This window comes from Lysinibacillus sp. NPDC097279 (assembly GCF_044761745.1).
Lineage (GTDB): Bacteria > Bacillota > Bacilli > Bacillales_A > Planococcaceae > Lysinibacillus.
The window spans coordinates 1,709,601-1,727,218 of the sequence record NZ_JBIWDA010000001.1 but is presented as its reverse complement, the minus strand read 5'-3'; the positions used below and the strand labels follow the sequence as shown (position 1 = coordinate 1,727,218).

At 34.9% G+C, this 17,618-nt stretch carries 23 protein-coding genes; 19 read left to right on the top strand and 4 right to left on the bottom strand.

The features are described 5' to 3' along the window. The first annotated feature begins 612 nt into the window (after positions 1 to 612). From ACIQ1H_RS08675 to ACIQ1H_RS08630, 10 genes are all read left to right on the top strand, one after another. Positions 613 to 1,407 (top strand): S8 family peptidase, encoded by a 795-nt coding sequence (locus tag ACIQ1H_RS08675; protein WP_402888089.1) that lies wholly within the window; start codon positions 613 to 615, stop codon positions 1,405 to 1,407. Between the two features lie 18 nt (positions 1,408 to 1,425). Beyond that, a complete protein-coding gene (locus tag ACIQ1H_RS08670; RefSeq protein ID WP_402888087.1) occupies positions 1,426 to 2,379 on the top strand; it encodes an SAR2788 family putative toxin in 954 nt (317 codons plus the stop codon). A 20-nt stretch (positions 2,380 to 2,399) separates the two neighbouring features. Continuing rightward, positions 2,400 to 2,924, top strand: coding sequence for a hypothetical protein (locus tag ACIQ1H_RS08665; RefSeq protein WP_402888085.1), 525 nt, complete (start codon positions 2,400 to 2,402; stop codon positions 2,922 to 2,924). Positions 2,925 to 3,021: 97 nt separating this feature from the next. After that, positions 3,022 to 3,177 (top strand): hypothetical protein, encoded by a 156-nt coding sequence (locus tag ACIQ1H_RS08660; RefSeq protein ID WP_402888084.1) that lies wholly within the window; start codon positions 3,022 to 3,024, stop codon positions 3,175 to 3,177. Further along, the gene (locus ACIQ1H_RS08655) at positions 3,174 to 4,127 is read left to right on the top strand and encodes an SAR2788 family putative toxin (protein ID WP_402888083.1); all 954 of its coding nucleotides are present in this window, start codon (positions 3,174 to 3,176) and stop codon (positions 4,125 to 4,127) included. Before ACIQ1H_RS08660 ends, ACIQ1H_RS08655 begins: the two co-directional genes overlap by 4 nt. Before the next feature lie 21 nt (positions 4,128 to 4,148). Further along, entirely contained in the window at positions 4,149 to 4,673 is a 525-nt protein-coding gene (locus ACIQ1H_RS08650) for a hypothetical protein (protein WP_402888081.1), read from the top strand. Between the two features lie 110 nt (positions 4,674 to 4,783). After that, positions 4,784 to 5,317 (top strand): hypothetical protein, encoded by a 534-nt coding sequence (locus ACIQ1H_RS08645; RefSeq protein ID WP_402888080.1) that lies wholly within the window; start codon positions 4,784 to 4,786, stop codon positions 5,315 to 5,317. 90 nt (positions 5,318 to 5,407) lie between these two features. Then, positions 5,408 to 5,941: a hypothetical protein gene (locus ACIQ1H_RS08640; protein ID WP_402888078.1), complete on the top strand. Its 534-nt coding sequence runs from the start codon at positions 5,408 to 5,410 to the stop codon at positions 5,939 to 5,941. Positions 5,942 to 6,033: 92 nt separating this feature from the next. Beyond that, on the top strand, positions 6,034 to 6,564 hold the full coding sequence (locus ACIQ1H_RS08635) for a hypothetical protein (RefSeq protein ID WP_402888076.1): 531 nt from the start codon (positions 6,034 to 6,036) through the stop codon (positions 6,562 to 6,564). Positions 6,565 to 6,622: 58 nt separating this feature from the next. Next, positions 6,623 to 7,153, top strand: a complete 531-nt coding sequence (locus tag ACIQ1H_RS08630) for a hypothetical protein (RefSeq protein ID WP_402888074.1) — start codon at positions 6,623 to 6,625, stop codon at positions 7,151 to 7,153. 16 nt (positions 7,154 to 7,169) lie between these two features. Here the strand turns inward: ACIQ1H_RS08630 and ACIQ1H_RS08625 are convergent, their stop codons facing one another. Beyond that, positions 7,170 to 7,562 carry a ribonuclease HI family protein gene (locus ACIQ1H_RS08625; protein WP_402888072.1) on the bottom strand — a complete coding sequence of 131 codons (393 nt, stop codon included), beginning with the start codon at positions 7,560 to 7,562 and terminating at the stop codon, positions 7,170 to 7,172. 173 nt (positions 7,563 to 7,735) lie between these two features. Between ACIQ1H_RS08625 and ACIQ1H_RS08620 the strand changes: the two genes are divergently transcribed. Next, a complete protein-coding gene (locus ACIQ1H_RS08620) occupies positions 7,736 to 7,927 on the top strand; it encodes a zinc-finger domain-containing protein (protein WP_172771035.1) in 192 nt (63 codons plus the stop codon). 390 nt (positions 7,928 to 8,317) lie between these two features. Here ACIQ1H_RS08620 and ACIQ1H_RS08615 read toward each other — a convergent pair whose 3' ends face one another. After that, positions 8,318 to 9,301 carry an SEC-C domain-containing protein gene (locus tag ACIQ1H_RS08615; protein ID WP_402888070.1) on the bottom strand — a complete coding sequence of 328 codons (984 nt, stop codon included), beginning with the start codon at positions 9,299 to 9,301 and terminating at the stop codon, positions 8,318 to 8,320. Positions 9,302 to 9,556: 255 nt separating this feature from the next. After that, positions 9,557 to 11,362: an oligoendopeptidase F gene (gene pepF / locus ACIQ1H_RS08610; RefSeq protein WP_402888068.1), complete on the bottom strand. Its 1,806-nt coding sequence runs from the start codon at positions 11,360 to 11,362 to the stop codon at positions 9,557 to 9,559. Positions 11,363 to 11,614: 252 nt separating this feature from the next. Between pepF and ACIQ1H_RS08605 the strand changes: the two genes are divergently transcribed. The 6 genes from ACIQ1H_RS08605 to ACIQ1H_RS08580 all read left to right on the top strand — a co-directional run bounded on the left by ACIQ1H_RS08605 (position 11,615) and on the right by ACIQ1H_RS08580 (position 14,755). Further along, on the top strand, positions 11,615 to 12,055 hold the full coding sequence (locus tag ACIQ1H_RS08605; RefSeq protein WP_402888067.1) for a Dps family protein: 441 nt from the start codon (positions 11,615 to 11,617) through the stop codon (positions 12,053 to 12,055). 103 nt (positions 12,056 to 12,158) lie between these two features. Continuing rightward, positions 12,159 to 12,686, top strand: a complete 528-nt coding sequence (locus ACIQ1H_RS08600; protein ID WP_402888065.1) for a general stress protein — start codon at positions 12,159 to 12,161, stop codon at positions 12,684 to 12,686. Positions 12,687 to 12,810: 124 nt separating this feature from the next. After that, on the top strand, positions 12,811 to 13,137 hold the full coding sequence (locus ACIQ1H_RS08595) for a helix-turn-helix domain-containing protein (protein ID WP_402888063.1): 327 nt from the start codon (positions 12,811 to 12,813) through the stop codon (positions 13,135 to 13,137). 8 nt (positions 13,138 to 13,145) lie between these two features. Then, entirely contained in the window at positions 13,146 to 13,445 is a 300-nt protein-coding gene (locus tag ACIQ1H_RS08590) for an IS3 family transposase (RefSeq protein WP_402888061.1), read from the top strand. Between the two features lie 154 nt (positions 13,446 to 13,599). Continuing rightward, a complete protein-coding gene (locus ACIQ1H_RS08585) occupies positions 13,600 to 14,049 on the top strand; it encodes a Dps family protein (RefSeq protein WP_402888059.1) in 450 nt (149 codons plus the stop codon). 199 nt (positions 14,050 to 14,248) lie between these two features. Beyond that, positions 14,249 to 14,755, top strand: a complete 507-nt coding sequence (locus ACIQ1H_RS08580; protein WP_337981581.1) for a general stress protein — start codon at positions 14,249 to 14,251, stop codon at positions 14,753 to 14,755. 146 nt (positions 14,756 to 14,901) lie between these two features. On the opposite strand, the gene ACIQ1H_RS08575 is transcribed toward ACIQ1H_RS08580, so the two are convergent. Further along, complete coding sequence (locus ACIQ1H_RS08575) at positions 14,902 to 15,801, bottom strand: DMT family transporter (RefSeq protein WP_402888057.1); 900 nt, start codon at positions 15,799 to 15,801, stop codon at positions 14,902 to 14,904. A 134-nt stretch (positions 15,802 to 15,935) separates the two neighbouring features. On the opposite strand from ACIQ1H_RS08575, the gene ACIQ1H_RS08570 reads away from it, so the two are divergent. After that, the gene (locus ACIQ1H_RS08570) at positions 15,936 to 16,811 is read left to right on the top strand and encodes a LysR family transcriptional regulator (RefSeq protein WP_172771049.1); all 876 of its coding nucleotides are present in this window, start codon (positions 15,936 to 15,938) and stop codon (positions 16,809 to 16,811) included. Positions 16,812 to 16,895: 84 nt separating this feature from the next. After that, positions 16,896 to 17,570 carry a phosphopantothenoylcysteine decarboxylase domain-containing protein gene (locus ACIQ1H_RS08565; RefSeq protein ID WP_172771050.1) on the top strand — a complete coding sequence of 225 codons (675 nt, stop codon included), beginning with the start codon at positions 16,896 to 16,898 and terminating at the stop codon, positions 17,568 to 17,570. Positions 17,571 to 17,618 lie beyond the last annotated feature (48 nt).

Below are 17,618 nucleotides of genomic sequence, written 5' to 3'. Positions count from 1 at the left end.
GTTGATTTCCGCTATAGGTGGACGCTTTCCGCGGGCACACCGTAAGCCGCAACCCTCGCTACGCGCGGATTGTTGCGTCTTACGTTTTGTGCGTTCCCGCAGGAGTCGCCACCCTTCGCTCCAATCAACTCTAATAACGTTAAGCTTCAAAAGAATACAAAAAAGAAGGCATCGAGTTACTTCACGATGTCTTTTTTATTGAAATAAATACTGCTGTTGATTTCCGCGGGCACACATTAACGCTAGGATGACCCTTCTATAATCGCCAATAAACGCCACGAAAACCTTAAGAAACGCCACTAAACTAATAGCAATCGCCATTACGTAAAATTTGCAAGAAAAACTACATAAAAGTTATTGACACTTTTTAAAGTGAGAATTTAGAATAATCTTAAAAAATCTTCTCTTGGAAAACTTCAATTGTCTTGTAGAGAACTAAAAGGATTTATATACATAAATCTATTTTAATTTTCCAACATGACCATCCCTTAACTTCGAAAAAGCCTATAGAATAACTCTCTTTACAGTGAGAGAGCCCATCCATGTTGGAATTAATTTTAACAACTACATAGCAAGGTGGTGAACGCTATCAATAAAAAATTGGGAGTCTTTTTGTCACTGATTATCTTCTTCCTTTGTAATGTTGCCTTCGGACAATTGGTAATAAAAAGTGACAACCAATATATAAAAGTAGCTGTATTAGATAGTGGTATTAATAAAGAGTTGGATTTCTTTCAAGGCGTTACATTTGAAGAAGTCAATCTAATTCATCCTGGGGAAAAGATTGTCGATGATTTTAATCATGGTACGCCAGTCGCGGGAATTATTGTAGGGGAAGGTGATGCTCCAATTGGTAGAAAGTTAAAAATATATGATATTAAATTGTTAGATGAAAAAGGCAATGGCTCAATTGAGCATTTAATAGAAGCTATTAAATGGTGTATGGATAAAAAGGTAGATTTTATGAATATTAGTTTTGGTTTTCAAACGCCAAATGCTGAACTAGAATCTATTATTGAAAAAGCAATAGAGCAAGGGATTACCATTGTCGCCGCCGCTGGCAATACATATGGTTTAGCAACCGACTACCCAGCAAAATTGGATGGTGTACTGTCCATCGGTTCAATGAATGAAAAAAATAAACGATCATCTTTTTCAGCTATTGGAAAAATTGATTATGTTTTTAAGGGGGAAGATGTACAAAGTATTAATAATAATGGTCAAGCATCTGTCTTTACAGGAACCTCTTTTGCAGCTGCTTATGCAACACATCTATTCATTCAGTTGAAAGAGACATATAAAGAAGTTGAGACAAAAGATTTTAACTCATTTATACAACAATATACTGTGACAAAAGATTTTTGGAATGAAGCTGAATATGGCAAAGGTACAATATTTATACAATAATAAAGGGGAAATGAAACGATGAAATGGAAAAAACACTTCATATCTATTATTATTGCAGGGTTGCTATTTGCAAATATTGGGCCTAATTTGATTGCTGCACAGGAATATGATGTAGTGTCTGATGAGCCTATTGTGATGGTTTCTATAGATGATTTACATGACGTTAATCCAGAAGAATACCAACAAGAACTATACGCTGAATTAAATAAAAATCTTGTTTATTCAGACGATAGTACGATGAATATTCAGAATATTGAAATATACGATAACGAATTACTTGTCCAAACAACTTTTGCGTCCGAAGCTTTGAAAGCGGATTTAGACATCAAGTTTAATAGTGAAAGCGAAGATATATTCATCGATAGTGTTATCGAAGAAAACGGCACTGTAGAGCAAAAACATTATCGTGTGACGATGCAACAACTAGAAGATGACCATTACAGTACAATATTTACGGATTTAGAAACGCATGAAACATATGAAAGTAATCCTGTGAGGTTGCAGGCATACGTAATACAACCACTGGTTTACTTAATTGGTGGGGCAATCGTTAGATATACCGTACAAAAATTCGGGTTTAAACAAGTCCTGAAAATTGGGAAACGTACATTTTTTAGTAAATCAAAAGATGCAGCGAAAAAAGCTGTAGCCAACTTTACAGATATCACTTTGGATGTAGGTGGTGGTAAAAAGGTTTATTTTACGAAAGCTAAGATGAGACATATTTTAGAAAATCATCATCCAAATTATTGGACTGGAAATGAGAAAAAGTCATTTTTTGATCCAGATTTATCTGTAAATGATATTAAAAATATTGTTACAACAGTAATAGATAAGAATAAATTTGCTATATCTAGAAGTTTAAATAACAGTCAAAGTATTCGGGTACATGGCAAGGTCAATGGTATTAATTATCGAGTGTATGTTGATAAGGATGGGACAATTAGTTCTGCATATCCAGTTGGAAAATAAAAAAAGGTGAGGTGCTTTTCTTGAGTAAACTTAAGGTTGAAACATTTATTGGTCGACAATATTATAGCTCTTTTCCAGAAGTAATAACGGAGGCAGTTTCTATTACAAATCCTTTAGCTTTTGAAAAGGCTCAAAGGATATTGGAAGAAAATGAAGGGAATTACTTATGTGGGTTTGTAAGCTTAATATATAATGATTTAGTTATTTTTGGAGAAGAGCAATTAACGGAAAATTTATTGGATACGTGGAGTGATTTAGTTTATATTTTGGACCACAGATATGATGGTAGTATTCATAATATCATCTTTTTGGACAATGCAACTTATGATGCTGAAATTGAAATAATTGGTCAATATTATCAAATTCACCTTGATAGTTCACATAGCTTCCAATTGCCTATAGAGCCATTTAAAAATGAGGTGAAAAGAGGTTTTATTGAATTTATGGAATTTTGTAAAAATGGAAAATTTTTATTCTCGGAGGAAAGTTTATATAAAAGTCATTTAAAAACATATAACGAATTACTTTATGATAAAGGTAAATGAAACTAGTGGATATGGGACTGCTTATTTCCAATGAGCAGTTCCCCTAATTTAAGGGATTTAACATGAGACTCATTTTCAAACAGTGTAGTGCTTTTGAATGAATAAACTAAAGATCGCAACATTTATAGGGGAAGAAGATACCTATGCTTTTCCATATTATACAATTAAAAGTTACTCTTTTATAAATCCATTAACTGTCTATATGGCAAAGGTACAATATTTATTCAATAATAAAGGGGAAATGAAACGATGAAATGGAAAAAACACTTCATATCTATTATTATTGCAGGGTTGCTATTTGCAAATATTGGGCCCAATTTGATTTCTGCACAGGAATATGATTTCGTGTCAGAAGAGCATCTTGTGATGGTTTCAATAGATGATATCCATGACGTTAATCCAGAAGAATACCAACAAGAATTGTACGATGAATTAAATAAAAATCTTATTTATTCAGACGATAGTACGATAAATATTCGGAATATTGAAATATACGATAACGAATTACTTGTCCAAACAACTTTTGCGTCCGAGGCTTTGAATGCAGATTTAGACATCAAGTTTAATAGTGAAAGCGAAGAAATAGTAATTGATAGTGTTATCGAAGAAAACGGCATTGTAGAGCAAAACCATTATCGTGTGACGATGCAACAACTAGAAGATGACCATTACAGTACAATCTTTACGGATTTAGAAACGCATGAAACGTATGAAAGTAATCCTGCAAGGTTAGAGGCATCGATTATCCATGCCATTGTATACAGAATCGGTAGTGCGATTATTCATTATACAGTAACAAAAATCGGGACTAAGAAAATCCTGCAAATTGGCAAACGCTCATTTTACAGCAAGTCAAAAGATGCAGCGAAAAAAGCTGTAGCCAACTTTACAGATATCACGTTGGATGTAGGTGGTGGTAAAAAGGTTTATTTTACGAAAGCTAAAATGAGACATATTTTAGAAAATCATCATCCAAATTATTGGACTGGAAATGAAGGGAAATCGTTTTTTGATCCAGATTTATCGGTTAATGATATTAAAAATATTGTTACAACAGTAATTAATAATAATAAATCTGCGATATCTGGAAGATTAAATGATATTCAAGGTATAAATGTGCGAGCAAAAGTTAATGGAATTGAATATGAAGTTAGGCTTAATAAATATGGTCATGTAAATTCAGCTTTTCCAGTTGGAAAATAAAGATAAAGTGTGGTGCTTTGTATGGATAAACTAAAAATCGAAACATTTATAGGCGAAGAAGATATAAATGCTCCTATTTATAAATTTGAAAGTTTTCCTATTACCAATCCATTAGCTGTGGAAAAGGCCCAGAAGATTTTAGAAGAAAACGATGGCGATTACTTATGTGGCTTTGTCAGCTTGACTTATAATGATTTAGTGATTTTTGGAGAAGAGCAATTAACGGAAGATTTATTAGATACGTGGTGTGATTTAATCTATATTTTAAATTACAGATATGACGGGAAAAGTATTGATATAACTTTTTTGGATAATTATAGAGGGAATGCAATAGTTAAAGAAATTGACCGGTTTTATGAAATTAAACTAAACCACCAGTGTTTTCTCGTCCCTATAGAACCATTTCAAAATGAAGTGAAGAAAGAATTTCTAAAATTTGCGGAGTTTTGTAAAAATGAAAAACTACAGTTTGCAGAAGAAAGTTTATATAGGGGAATTTTAGAAACGTATGATGAATTACTTCATGATGAAGGTGAAAAAATTTGAAAGTAAAAAAATATTAGGGGCTGCTTATTTCTTAGGAGTGGTCACTAAAATAGATTTTTTAGTAGCATTACTCATAAAACAGAAGACTCCTAAAGGAAGCAGGGATTCTTATGAATAAGCTTAAAATTAATACATTTATTGGTCGACAATATTATAGCTCTTTTCCAGAAGTAATAACTGAAGCTATTCCTATTACCAATCCATTAGCCCTGGAAATGGCACAGAAGATATTAGAAGAAAACGAAGGTGATTACTTATGTGGCTTTGTAAGCTTGATTTATAATAATGTGGTGATTTTTGGAGAAGAACAAATAACGGAAAGTTTATTAGATACGTGGAGTAGTTTAAGTAATATTTTAGAAAGTAGATATGATGGGAGCAAAGAGGAGATAAACTTTTTGGATAATTATCCCTATTTTTATACTACAATTCAAGAAGTTGATCAATTTTATGAAATACAACTAGATTGTCACCAACGCTTTCTAGTTCCTATCGAACTTTTCAAAAATGAAGTGAAAAAGGAATTTTTTAAGTTTGTGGAATTCTGTAAAAATGAGAAATTACTGTTTTCTGAGGAGAGTTCTTATCGTGGACTTTTAGAAACATACGAAGAATTAATTCAAAATGAAGAGGAAAAAACTTAGATGGCAAAATATATACAGGAGACTGCTTGAATTTATCAAGCGGTCCCCACATTGTATTTTTCTTAGAATACCATAAATGTGAGGTGTAGTATGAAAAATCTTAAGATTGAAACATTTATTGGTCGACAATATTATAGCAATTTTCCAGAAGTAATAACTGATGCTGTTCCTATTACCAATCCATTAGCTGTGGAAAAGGCACAGAACATTTTAGAAGAAAACGAAGGTGATTACTTATGTGGCTTTGTCAGCTTGATTTATAATAATGTGGTGATTTTTGGAGAAGAGCAAATAACGGAAAGTTTATTAGAAACGTGGAGTGATTTATTTTATATTTTTAATAAATACTATGACGGAAGAAATCATGGAATTGTTTTTTTAGATAATGCTTTCTATAATGATACGGTAATTCAAGAAGTTGGTGAGTTTTATGAAATACAACTAGATTGTCACCAACGCTTTCTAGTTCCTATCGAACTTTTCAAAAATGAAGTGAAAAAGGAATTTTTTAAGTTTGTGGAATTCTGTAAAAATGAGAAATTACAGTTTTCCGAGGAGAGTTCTTATCGTGGACTTTTAGAGACATATGATGAATTACTTCAACTTGAAGATAGAAAAATTTAGACGGCAAAATTATAACAGGAGACTGCTTGATAAATTCAAGCAGTCCCCACAATGTATTTTTTCTTGGATTACTCATAAGTGTGAGGTGTCGTATGAATAAACTAAAAATCGAAACATTTATAGGTGAAGAAGATATAACTGCCCCAGTTTATAAAATTGAAAGTTTCCCGATTACCAATCCTTTAGCTGTGGAAAAGGCACAGAAGATTTTAGAAGAAAACGAAGGTGACTACCTATGTGGCTTTGTCAGCTTGATTTATAATAATGTGGTGATTTTTGGAGAAGAGCAAATAACGGAAAGTTTATTAGAAACGTGGTTGGATTTAATTTATATTTTTAATACACATTATGATGGAAGCAGTCACAGGATTGTTTTTTTAGATAATTATCCCTATATCGAAACTACAATTCAAGAAATTGATCAGTCCTATGAAATACATCTGGATCGTAACCAATGCTTTCTAGTGCCTATCGAGCCATTTCGAAATGAAGTGAAGCGAAAATTCTTCGAATTTATGGAGTTTTGTCAAAATGAAAAACTACAGTTTTCTGAAGATAGTTCTTATAGTGTAGGATTAGAAACATACAAAGAATTAATTCAAAATGAAAATTGCTTGTTTTAAATTGAGCAGTCCCCACAATGTATTTTTTCTTGGATTACTCATAAGTGTGAGGTGTCGTATGAATAAAATAAAGATCGAAACATTTATAGGTGAAGAAGATTTAACTGCTCCCGAATATAAAATCGAAAGTTTTCCTATTACCAATCCATTAGCAGTAGAAAAGGCACAGAAGATTTTAGAAGAAAACGAAGGTGATTACTTATATGGCTTTGTCAGCATAATTTATAATAATGTGGTGATTTTTGGAGAAGAGCAATTAACGGAATGTTTGTTAGATACGTGGAGTACTTTTAGTTATCTTTTAGAGAGTAGATATGATGGAAGCAATCATCATATAATATTTTTGGATAACTATCCTTATATCGATACTACAATTCAAGAAAATGGGCAGTATTATGAAATTCAACTTGATCGTTACCAGTGCTTTCTTGTGCCGATTGAACCGTTTAAAAAAGAGCTGAAAAAGGAATTTTTTAAATTTGTGGAGTTTTGTAACAATGAAAAACTTTGGTTCTCTGAAGAAAGTTCTTATAGGGGGCTTTTAGAAACGTACAATGAGTTAAAATTAAGCGAACAGGGGACTGCTTAAGCAGTCCCACTATTATTTAATTTTTTTCCTTAAGAATGGCCTTACGCGCTAATGCATCTGCCGCTTTATTTTGTCCATCTGGGATCCATTTGATGAAAAATAAATCAAAGTTGCTTGCCAGTTTTAACGCTTGCTCAAGAAAAGGTTTAAACTCTTCGTTTTTGACATATTCTTTTTCTATAGATGCCACGACAACCTTTGAATCGGAGCGGACGGAGACAATACTTGGTCCAAGCTTTTGTGCTTCCTCTAGACCGCGAACTAATGCGGTGAATTCGGCAATATGATTATTTGTCTGACCGATATACTCACTAATTTGTACGTGATGGCCTTCTCCTTTAATAAAAATGCCAATGCCGCTAGGACCAGGATTGCCTGCACTTGCCGCATCGATATAGACCTCTAACATGAAAATCCCTACTTTGCGATTAGACTTCAAATTTTATTGTACAGCAATGGTCCTTCAATTTAAATCAAACAATTTTTGTTAAATAAGGATGAACAAAATAGTTGCTTGAACACAACGTTCGCTTCATAATAGAAAGACATGAAATTTGGACGTGAAAGGGGCGAACGTTCTTAATGGATAAAGTGACGGTTATGAAAGATATTGATGAATTACATGATATGTACTGTGCTGATTGCTTAGTCATTAAGCAACTACGCAAAGAACGTGGGAAACCAGAAGCCCATCGTTTTTGTATCGAGGAATGTACAGTAGGGGAGCGTCTGCAATTTCTTGGTGAAGAGCTAATGAAAGTTTATAGCAAATAGAGCCAAAGATATGGAGTTCTCACAAAAATACTTAAAAAGAAATATTTATGCACGTAATTAATCATATTTCCTTTCTTGCTTGCATAAATAACAATATGTTCGGAAATAATAATATTGGTTGGTTACCATAGAAAAAGCTACCTTGTGTTCTGCTATGCAGATAACATACGTAGCTTTTTTCTATTTATAAGCATATGGTGTTTTAGAAACAGGAGCAAAGGTGGCGAATGTCAAATCGCCGATAGAAGTCTATGAATCGCCGGTAAACAAGCAGAAATCGCCGATAGAACTAAGTAAATCGCCGATAAAGCTCGGAAACGCAGCAAGCGGTAGCATTAAAAAAGCAAAAAGTGTTAGATTGACTGTAATCAATCTAACACTTTTTCTTTTTTATTTAGTTGCCGCGTATTGGCTTAAATCTTGATAGTATTTTGTTAAAGAGGATGGCGAGATATCGAAAGTCGCTGCAATTTCTTTAACGGTTAAAGAAAGCGATTCAAATAGTTCTTTTTCCTGACCGTAGCGAATGGCACCTGCTGCGATTGCCGATTCTTTACGTGCAGATGGTTGTCCTTCGATTAAGTAATCCTCTAATAGTTCAAGCATTGGTGCTGTTTCACGCTCGTTTTGCTCAAGAAATTCCTTCACTTGCGCAATAACACCGTTCTCAAAGCTTGTAAATTCTTCACCCTTGTAGCCATTTGATACAAGTAGCTCCCAGAATGAAAGATGATCTTCTTTTAAGAAGGTTTGAACTTTTTTGTTAGAAGCCTCGAAGTTTTCTTTTAATTTCACAAATACCTTTTCGTGGTCTTGTGGGAAGAATATAAGAGTAGACACCGCTAAATAATGTGCTTCTTGCTTTGTGCCATCAGGCAGGATGAACGCAAAGACATGCATTCCCTCAGGAATTGGCTTATCATTTTCACGACGAATATAAATTTCTTCATTGGATAGGACATGACTAGCTTTGAAATATTTTTCCTCTACAACAGTCACTGTACCGATAAATAATGTTGGTTGTGACCAGTCTTCTAGCACTTTTAAAGTAGAAGGTCTAACCGTCTTTTTCTTCGTTTTCTTTAAGTAACCTTTCCAAATAGATGGCTCTTGATGGAAGAAGAAGTCGTCTAACGCAATCGCTTCAATAAGCTCACGTTGAAGTACGCTCTCTAATTTAGGCTGCCATGTACCAACATGCTCGATATAAGCTCGAACATCTTTGCGTTCTGGATATTCTAGATAAAATGTTTGTAGTACACGCTCTAGTTCTTCGATTGCTACAGCTTCTACTGTAACTTGCTGTTTACCTTCACAACATTTTTTGTATTTTTTGCCGCTACCGCATGGGCATGGATCATTACGTTTTACCATAATTAGAAACACTTCCTTTGAAAATTGTTAGTCGATTTTTGCTAAATAAATTGCGTACTCTTAATAATAACGGTACTTTTGTACGAAGAAAAATGATTATCTATTTTGAAATATCAAAAAAGTTGATGGGGCGAGCCCTCATTCTAGTATATGTATGAGTTTTCTCGCTTAGAACTAAAAAAATGAAAACCATCTACGCCCTAGAAGAGAGCGTAGATGGTAACGTTAAAAAGTGAAGAAAAGGGATCGAATCTATTAAGCTTCAATCTCTTCTGTTAGTCTTTCAAGTTCATCTATTAAATGACCAATGTAAGCAATCGTATCACGTAGTGGCTGATCTGTTGTCACGTCCACGCCTGCCATTTGGGCAAGCTCAACAGGGGATTTTGTGCCACCCGCTTGAAGAACAGTTAGCCATTCGTCTACTGCAGTACTGCCTTCTTTTAAAATACGTTGCGATACTTGTGTAGAGATTGTTAACCCAGCACTATATGTGTATGGATATAAGCCCATATAGTAATGAGGCTGACGCATCCACGTAAGCTCTGCACCTTCTGAAATGTTAACAGTATCTCCCCAGAATTCTTCTAAAACCGAACGTTTTAATTGGTTTAAGACAGTTGCATTCACAGAATCACCTGCGTCTACTAATTCATAGACTTTACGCTGATATGCTGCTTCTAATAAATGTGTAACGAAGTTGTGATAATACGTTTTCGATACGATGTTTGAAATGACCCAACGTTTGAAGCGTTTATCGTCATTATGTGTCAGTAAATAGTTTGCTAGCAACATTTCATTCATTGTAGATGGTGCTTCAATAAAGTATAGCGAAGGGCGACTATTTAAATAAGATTGATGTCCATGCGCATTGACAAAATGGCCTGCGTGACCAAGCTCATGAGTCAGCGTAAATACTTCGTTCATACGTTCATTCCATGACATTAAAATATAAGGATGACTGCCGTACGGGCTTGAGCAAAATGCACCTGTAGATTTACCCTTATTTGGTGCGTAATCAATCCAACGCTCGTTGAACGCTCTTTCAATCATTTGCTCATAATCTTTACCCATAACAGCCAAGGATTTTTCAACATAATCTTTTGCTTCTGCCATTGATAATTTTGGATCATAGCTTGGATCGAGCGCTATTTTTAAATCAGCAAATGTCATTTCTTCTAAGCCGTGCGCTTTTTGCACAAGCTTAGCATAACGACGCATATGTGGGGCAAGTTCCTTCGTAATAAGATCAATTTGACGATTATAAAGTGAACGATCTACCTCTTGGTCAAACAATAAGTAGTCAATGACAGAGTCGAACCCACGTAAATCAGAAATCGTTTTTTCTTGCTGGATATGTGTGTTATACACTTTTGCCGTCGTATGCTGATAGTCACGGAGTTTATTAGAAAATGCGTTGAAAGCTGCATGACGTATAGTTGTATCGGTTTCAAGTTCCCAATCATTTTCGAATAAAACATAGCTTAGCGGATGCTTCTTACCATTTGCCTCAAACTCTCCAAAATGCATATCCACAAGCTTTGTCGTGTTATAGATTTCATATGGTGCTTCAAACGTAGAGCTTAATGCAGCGAGCGTTTTTTCTACTTCAGGATGCAATTGGTGAGGCTTTTGCTTTAATAGCTCTGTAATATAGCGATTATAAATCGTACTTGAAGCTGCAGCCTCCTCTAAGATGGCTTCATCCAATGCAAGCAATTCACTTTGTACAAATGCAATGGAGCTGCTAATTTTACCAACTGCTGTCCCAAATTTCGCTGCACGCATTTGTGCGACCTCATCCGTACGATCAGCCTGGATATTTAAACTTGCATATGTTCCGATTGGGACAATCCCTACTTGTAATGCTTCATAAGCTGTAAGTACATCAATAACTTTTTGAGCATCTGTAATTGTACCTTTATATGTGTTTTCAAATTTTACTGCATCCTCAACAAACTGAGCTAATGCAGGTTCAAAATCAGCATCATTTTCAAGTAAATCTTGTAAATTCCATGTTTCCTCTATTGCAACATCTTTGCGTAATGGTAATACTTCCATGTAAGAACACCCCTTTTAACGTAAGTGATACCATTATAACGAAACTATTTCGAAAAGTGAAATAATTATAGACAGAAGTTTTAAAAATTAAAAGCTATCTTTTCATGCATAAAGTCTGTCAACTTTGAAAAATAATATGTAACGTATGAAATCAAATGTTTGAAAATGTGTCATTGGGGAAAAATGAGGTATAGCCAATACACAATGTAACGCATACTAAAGGCTAGTATATGAATTATTGGAGGAGATATTATGTCACAAAATTTAAACAAACAATTAAATAAGCTGGTAGCAACATGGTCTGTACTATATACAAAATTGCATAACTATCATTGGTATGTAACGGGCAGTTCATTTTTTACACTCCACGCAAAATTTGAAGAGTTATATAATGAAACAACATTAAATTTAGATGAGATCGCAGAACGTATTCTTTCTAAAGATGGAAAACCAGTTGCTACATTAAAAGAGCACCTTGAACTTTCTTATATTGATGAAGCAACAGGTAAAGAAACAACAGAAGAAATGGTTGCAACAACTATTTCAGATTTCCAAACGCTCATGAAGGCTTTAAATTCTGCAATGGAACTAGCAGCTGAAGAGGGCGACGATCGTACAGAAGATTTACTAAATGCGATGTATCAGTCACTTGAGAAACATGCTTGGATGTTAAAGGCATATCTTAACGAATAAAAAACGAAATGAGATCACTAAGTAATTATGAACAAAAAAGGTAAAGGCAATTCCTCTGATACGCACGTGTCTTGAGTGGGCCATAAAATAGGAGGACAAGCGCATGAATGAACAAAATCCACATATTGAAGTGGCACACTCGAAAGAGGAAATGCTAGCAATATTAACAAATATGTATAGTCAAGGCTATCATACAAATGATATCCATATTATTGCCAAAGACTCTACTCCATTTGAAGACATTAAATGGGAAACAGATGTAAAAACACATGAGGCGGGTAATTGGTTTGATCAATTTAAATCATGGTTTACAGGTGAATCAGCGGTAAAGGAAGGCATCAAGCGTTTTCATTTAACTGAGGGGCAGACGGCCTATTATGCAGATCTTGTAGAGCATGGTTCCATTGTTATATTTGCTGAGAAGGCAGATACGGATGACTCAATAGAAATAGCGGTCGACCAAGAGGGAAACCCATATCGCCATGATCCGCTTGAGCCGCGCATGACAGCACCAGAACCATTTATTGATACGATTGATAACGTCGAGACACCTCAGCAGCGGGAAAATCGATTAATTGCTGAAGAAAGTATGGAAGAATCGGAACCACTGAATAGAGATAAAGTAGAATGAGAAAATCCCCTTCATTGATTGAAGGGGATTTTTTATCTTTTTAGCGTTAATATTTTGTACTCGTTCGTTCATTAACAATATAATAGTAAAAAATGACGGTTAAACTGAAAGGAAAGCCCAACTTATGCCAAAGGGAAGAAAAACGGACTTAAATGAACGAATTCAAATCGTTCTATTTTGTTTGAAAAATGACAACAATTATCAGCTAACAGCAGATACCTATCAAGTATCATACCAACAAGTATACCAATGGGTTAAAAAATATGATGCTAGTGATGAAACATCGCTGCAAGATAATCGTGGACGAAATAAAGTTGTGCATGAACAAACAATGGAAGAACAATTGAAGATAGAATTACAACAGCTTGAACGTGAAAACGAGCGATTACGTACAGAAAATGCATTGTTAAAAAAGCTAGAGGAGCTCGAGGGGAGGCGGATAATATCATAGATAAATATATGGCAATACAAACATTACAACTTCATAATAAGTTCTCAATTTCTCTCCTCTGCGAAATTGCGGGAATATCACGCTCATCGTATTATAAATGGACAAAGCGTGTACCAACGATAAGACAACAAGAAAATGACGAGATTTTAAAAGAAATAAGTGAGCTACATAAAAAGGGACATGTGAACTATGGCTATCGCAAAATGCAGCAGCATCTAAACCAGAAATTTAATAAACAATTTAATCATAAACGGATTTTGCGATTAATGAAGCAAGTAAGCTTACATTCAATAAGTAGTGAATTCTAAAAAGTGACTATTTGATGTGCGATTCATTTACTTCATGATAACAATAGTGTTGGTTAGTATTTTATTATTTTTTATTTAATCTGTCTGCTTGACAGGGTTCGGTAAAATGTTGCATACTAAAAACCTAAAAAAACTATAATTTGGAGGGGTAATTATGCCACAAGATTTAAACAAGGAATTGAATAAACTCGTCGCAACTTGGTCAGTACTGTATACGAAACTACATAACTATCATTGGTATGTAACAGGTAATGCCTTTTTTACACTCCATGCAAAATTTGAAGAATTATATAATGAAATTACAATAAACTTTGATGATACGGCAGAGCGTATACTGTCAAAAGGTGGAGAGCCGGTTGCCACGTTAAAAGAATATCTCGAGCTATCACATGTTCAAGAAGCAACAGGTAACGAAACAGCTGATGAAATGGTAGCAACGATTGTTTCAGACTTCGAAAAACAAATGCAGGCTATTAATAATGCTATGCAGCTAGCGGCAAAGGAAGGGGACGATCGAACTGAAGATTTACTAAATTCGATGTATCTATCCCTTGAAAAACATACTTGGATGTTAAAAGCCTTTCTTGATAAAAAATATGCATAATTAACATTTGCACTTGGAGACTAGTGAATCGCTCCAAGTGCTTTTTTATATCCATAAATGAAAATATGACAAAAACGCTACAGAAGGCAAAACGCTATGACAAATATTACAGTTATATAAAGGATATATAAAAAGGGTTTTTTGTGAAAGGAGCGGGGTACATACATAGTAAGCCTTACAAAATTAGGAGGAATTGAACATGATGAATGAACAAAACCCAAAAATTGAAGTTGCCCATACGAGAGAAGAGATGTTTCATATTTTAAAATGTATGCGCATGGAAGGTTATAACACAGATGAAATTCATATTATTTCTAGAGAAGCACATGAAATTGATGATGTAAAATCAAATGTTGATGTGAAAACACATGAGGCAGGTAACTGGTTTGACCAAATTAAATCTTGGTTTACAGGTGAAACAGCTGTTACAGAAGGTTTAAAACGATTTGATCTGACAGAGGGGCAAACAGCTTATTACGCTCAACTTGTAGAGGAAGGTGCTATCGTTTTATATGCGGAGCATGATGATGTAAATCCTTCAACGTCTACACTGATTGCAGATTCAAAACGCGCTCAACTTGACCCATTCGATACACATGTAACGCCACCTCAATCAATCGTAGATGAGACACCTGAACAACGCGAAGAGCGATTAAAAGCTGAAGAGCAAATGAATGAAGCTGAACAAATGAGAAGATATTTATAGATGTAAGAGGCTAGAGTTTAACTAGCTTGCAAAAAAAGTAAAAAGTGAAATGGTATGCACTCCATTTCACTTTTTACTTTTTTATTAACAAAAAAGAAAAGACTCTGAGAATTTATTATATTTCTAGAGCCTTCGTATATTTAAATTTAATGCATCACTTTTTCTTGTTCATGTTTTCGCATAAATCGTAGAATGTGAAGTTGTTCAAATTGAGCGACAAGATTACCTATTAAAATAAAGCTTCCACCGATTAGTAATTTAACCGTTATGCCCTCACCGATAAACATCATGGCAAACATCGCTGCAAAAATAGGTTCTAATGAGAAAATAAGTCCTGTATGTGTAGCAGAAGTGTACTGTTGTGCAACAGTTTGACCAACGAAGCAAAATGCACTACAAATAATTCCAAGGCCTAAGATGGCAATCCATGAAGTAGTTGAATTCGGCAGAGTTGGTGTTTCAAAAAGTAGTGTTAAAACAAGCGCATAAATGCCAGCAAAACCGAGTTGGTATATGCCATAGGAAATCGATTCTACATTACGTGTAAAATTACCATTTAATAGTAGGTAAATGGAATAACACAACGCTGCGATTGCGACTAGTATATCACCTGTTTGAAAAGTAAAAGAATGTTGGACTGTTAAAACCGTAATACCAATCATCGTGCTCACAATTGCAAAACTTACTGCTTTTGAAGGCAATTTTTTCTCGATAAAGCTACTAAAAATAGGCACTAAGACTACTGTAAGGCTTAAAATAAATCCAGCATTTGAAACGGAAGTTGTCTCTAATCCAAATAAGCTCAGTGCAAATACTATGAATAATAGCAAACCTTGAATAGCTGCATATTTCAATGTTTTGAAATTGACTTTTAACATACGTTTATAAAAAATAATGCCTGCTGCCAAAAAAGCGATAATACAGCGTAATGCTACTACGTTAAAGACAGCTAATGTTTCAAGTCCCATTACCATAAACGTATAAGACAATCCCCAAAACATTGTTACAATGACCATTAATAAATTTGCTTTTCCTTGATTACCCATTATGCACCTTCTATCTCTGTGTACTAAAACAGTTTCATACTAAAATTTACTATATATCTTGTATTGTGATTAGTAAAACGAATGTTTATAATGATTAATATTAAAAAAATTCATGTATATATGAGGGAATGTGAATGAGTTTAGTCAAATATGAGATTTTAAACAAAGTTGCAGAAGTTTCCAGCTTTACGAAAGCTGCAGATGCACTTGGATTAACCCAATCGGCAGTTAGTCATGCTGTTTCCAGCTTAGAAAAAGAATGTGGCTTTGCCCTTATTCATCGAAGTCGTACAGGTGTGACATTAACGAGTGAGGGTCAAACAATGCTTCGGGCAATGCGAAATGTACTCGATGCGGACGAATTATTACAACAGGAAGCGGCACATATTTTAGGGGTAACACGAGGGAAATTACGAATCGGTGTTATTTCTAGTATTTCTTCCAACTGGATGCCAGAAATTATTCGTATTATGGACAATCAGTTTCCGGGTATTCAAGTTGAGTTACGTGAAGGCGATTATTATGAAATCGAACAGTGGCTACAAAGTGGAGAAGTTGATGCTGGTTTTTTAAATGGACAAAAGTCGGAGCAATTTCAATTTATCGAACTCGTCCAAGACCCACTTTTATGTATCGTTTCCGATCAAAGCTCTCTTTACAATCGATCAGAAATTGATATTACTGAACTAGAAGACATGCCTTTTATAATGACGTCATATCGAGGTACTAATGATGTAAAAGTAATTTTAGAGCAGTATCATGTTAAACCGAATATTCGGTTCGAGCTATCGGAGGAGGTTGGAATTATTTCGATGATTTCACACGATTTAGGCATTACCATTTTACCTCGATTAGTGATTAACCGATTACCGTCCTCATTAAGGGCTATCCCACTAAAGCAAGGTGGTTATCGTACGATAGGACTGGCAATGAAACATCAAGCCTCACCAGTAACGAAAAAGTTTGCGGAAATTTTAAGCGTGTGGCTAAAAGAACAAAATAAGAAATAGGTTATTTAAGCTTTTTACGTTAAAATAGAACATGTAGATTGGATATCAATTAGTTATTAGTTTGAAAAGAAAAGGTGAGTGTGAGTGGGGACATTACAAGGAAAAACCGTACTCATTACAAGTGGGGGAACACTTGAAAAATGGGATCGTGTGCGAGGGCATACGAATTTATCGAAGGGGTCTATGGGCTGCTATTTGGCTGAAGCAGCACTAGAAGCTGGAGCGGATGTTATCTATATGCATGGCTATTTTGCGCAACTTCCAATTAATCAAGATAAGATGCGTACAGTACGCTTTGAAGGTATTGAAGATTTAGGTGACAAGGTTCGCCATGCTGTACAGGAAGAACAAGTAGACATCGTGATTATGGCAGCGGCAGGTTCAGATTGGGTCATTGATAAAGTGTACGATCAATCGGGGAATCTAATGGAAGGTGCAGGGAAGATGCCATCGGACGAGCCCCCTGTGATTCATTTTAAAAAGGCGCCAAAAGTGTTAGGGCAAATCAAGAGTTGGCAACCGAATGTCACGTTAGTAGGGTTTAAGCTAGAGGCAACGGATGATGAGGAGTTTTTACTGTCCCGTGCACGTCTTCGTATGGAGACAGCTAATGCACAATTCATGGTTGCTAATAGCTCGCAATCACTTTATGGCGGACAAGAGCCACATTGGATAGTGCCTGCACAAGGACAACCGATTAAAGTCATTGGTAAACAAGAAACTGCAAAAGTGTTAATGGAATACTTGCTAAACGAATAATGTGCAGCTGTGTAGAATATATAATTCTGCACAGCTTTTTTCATGTAT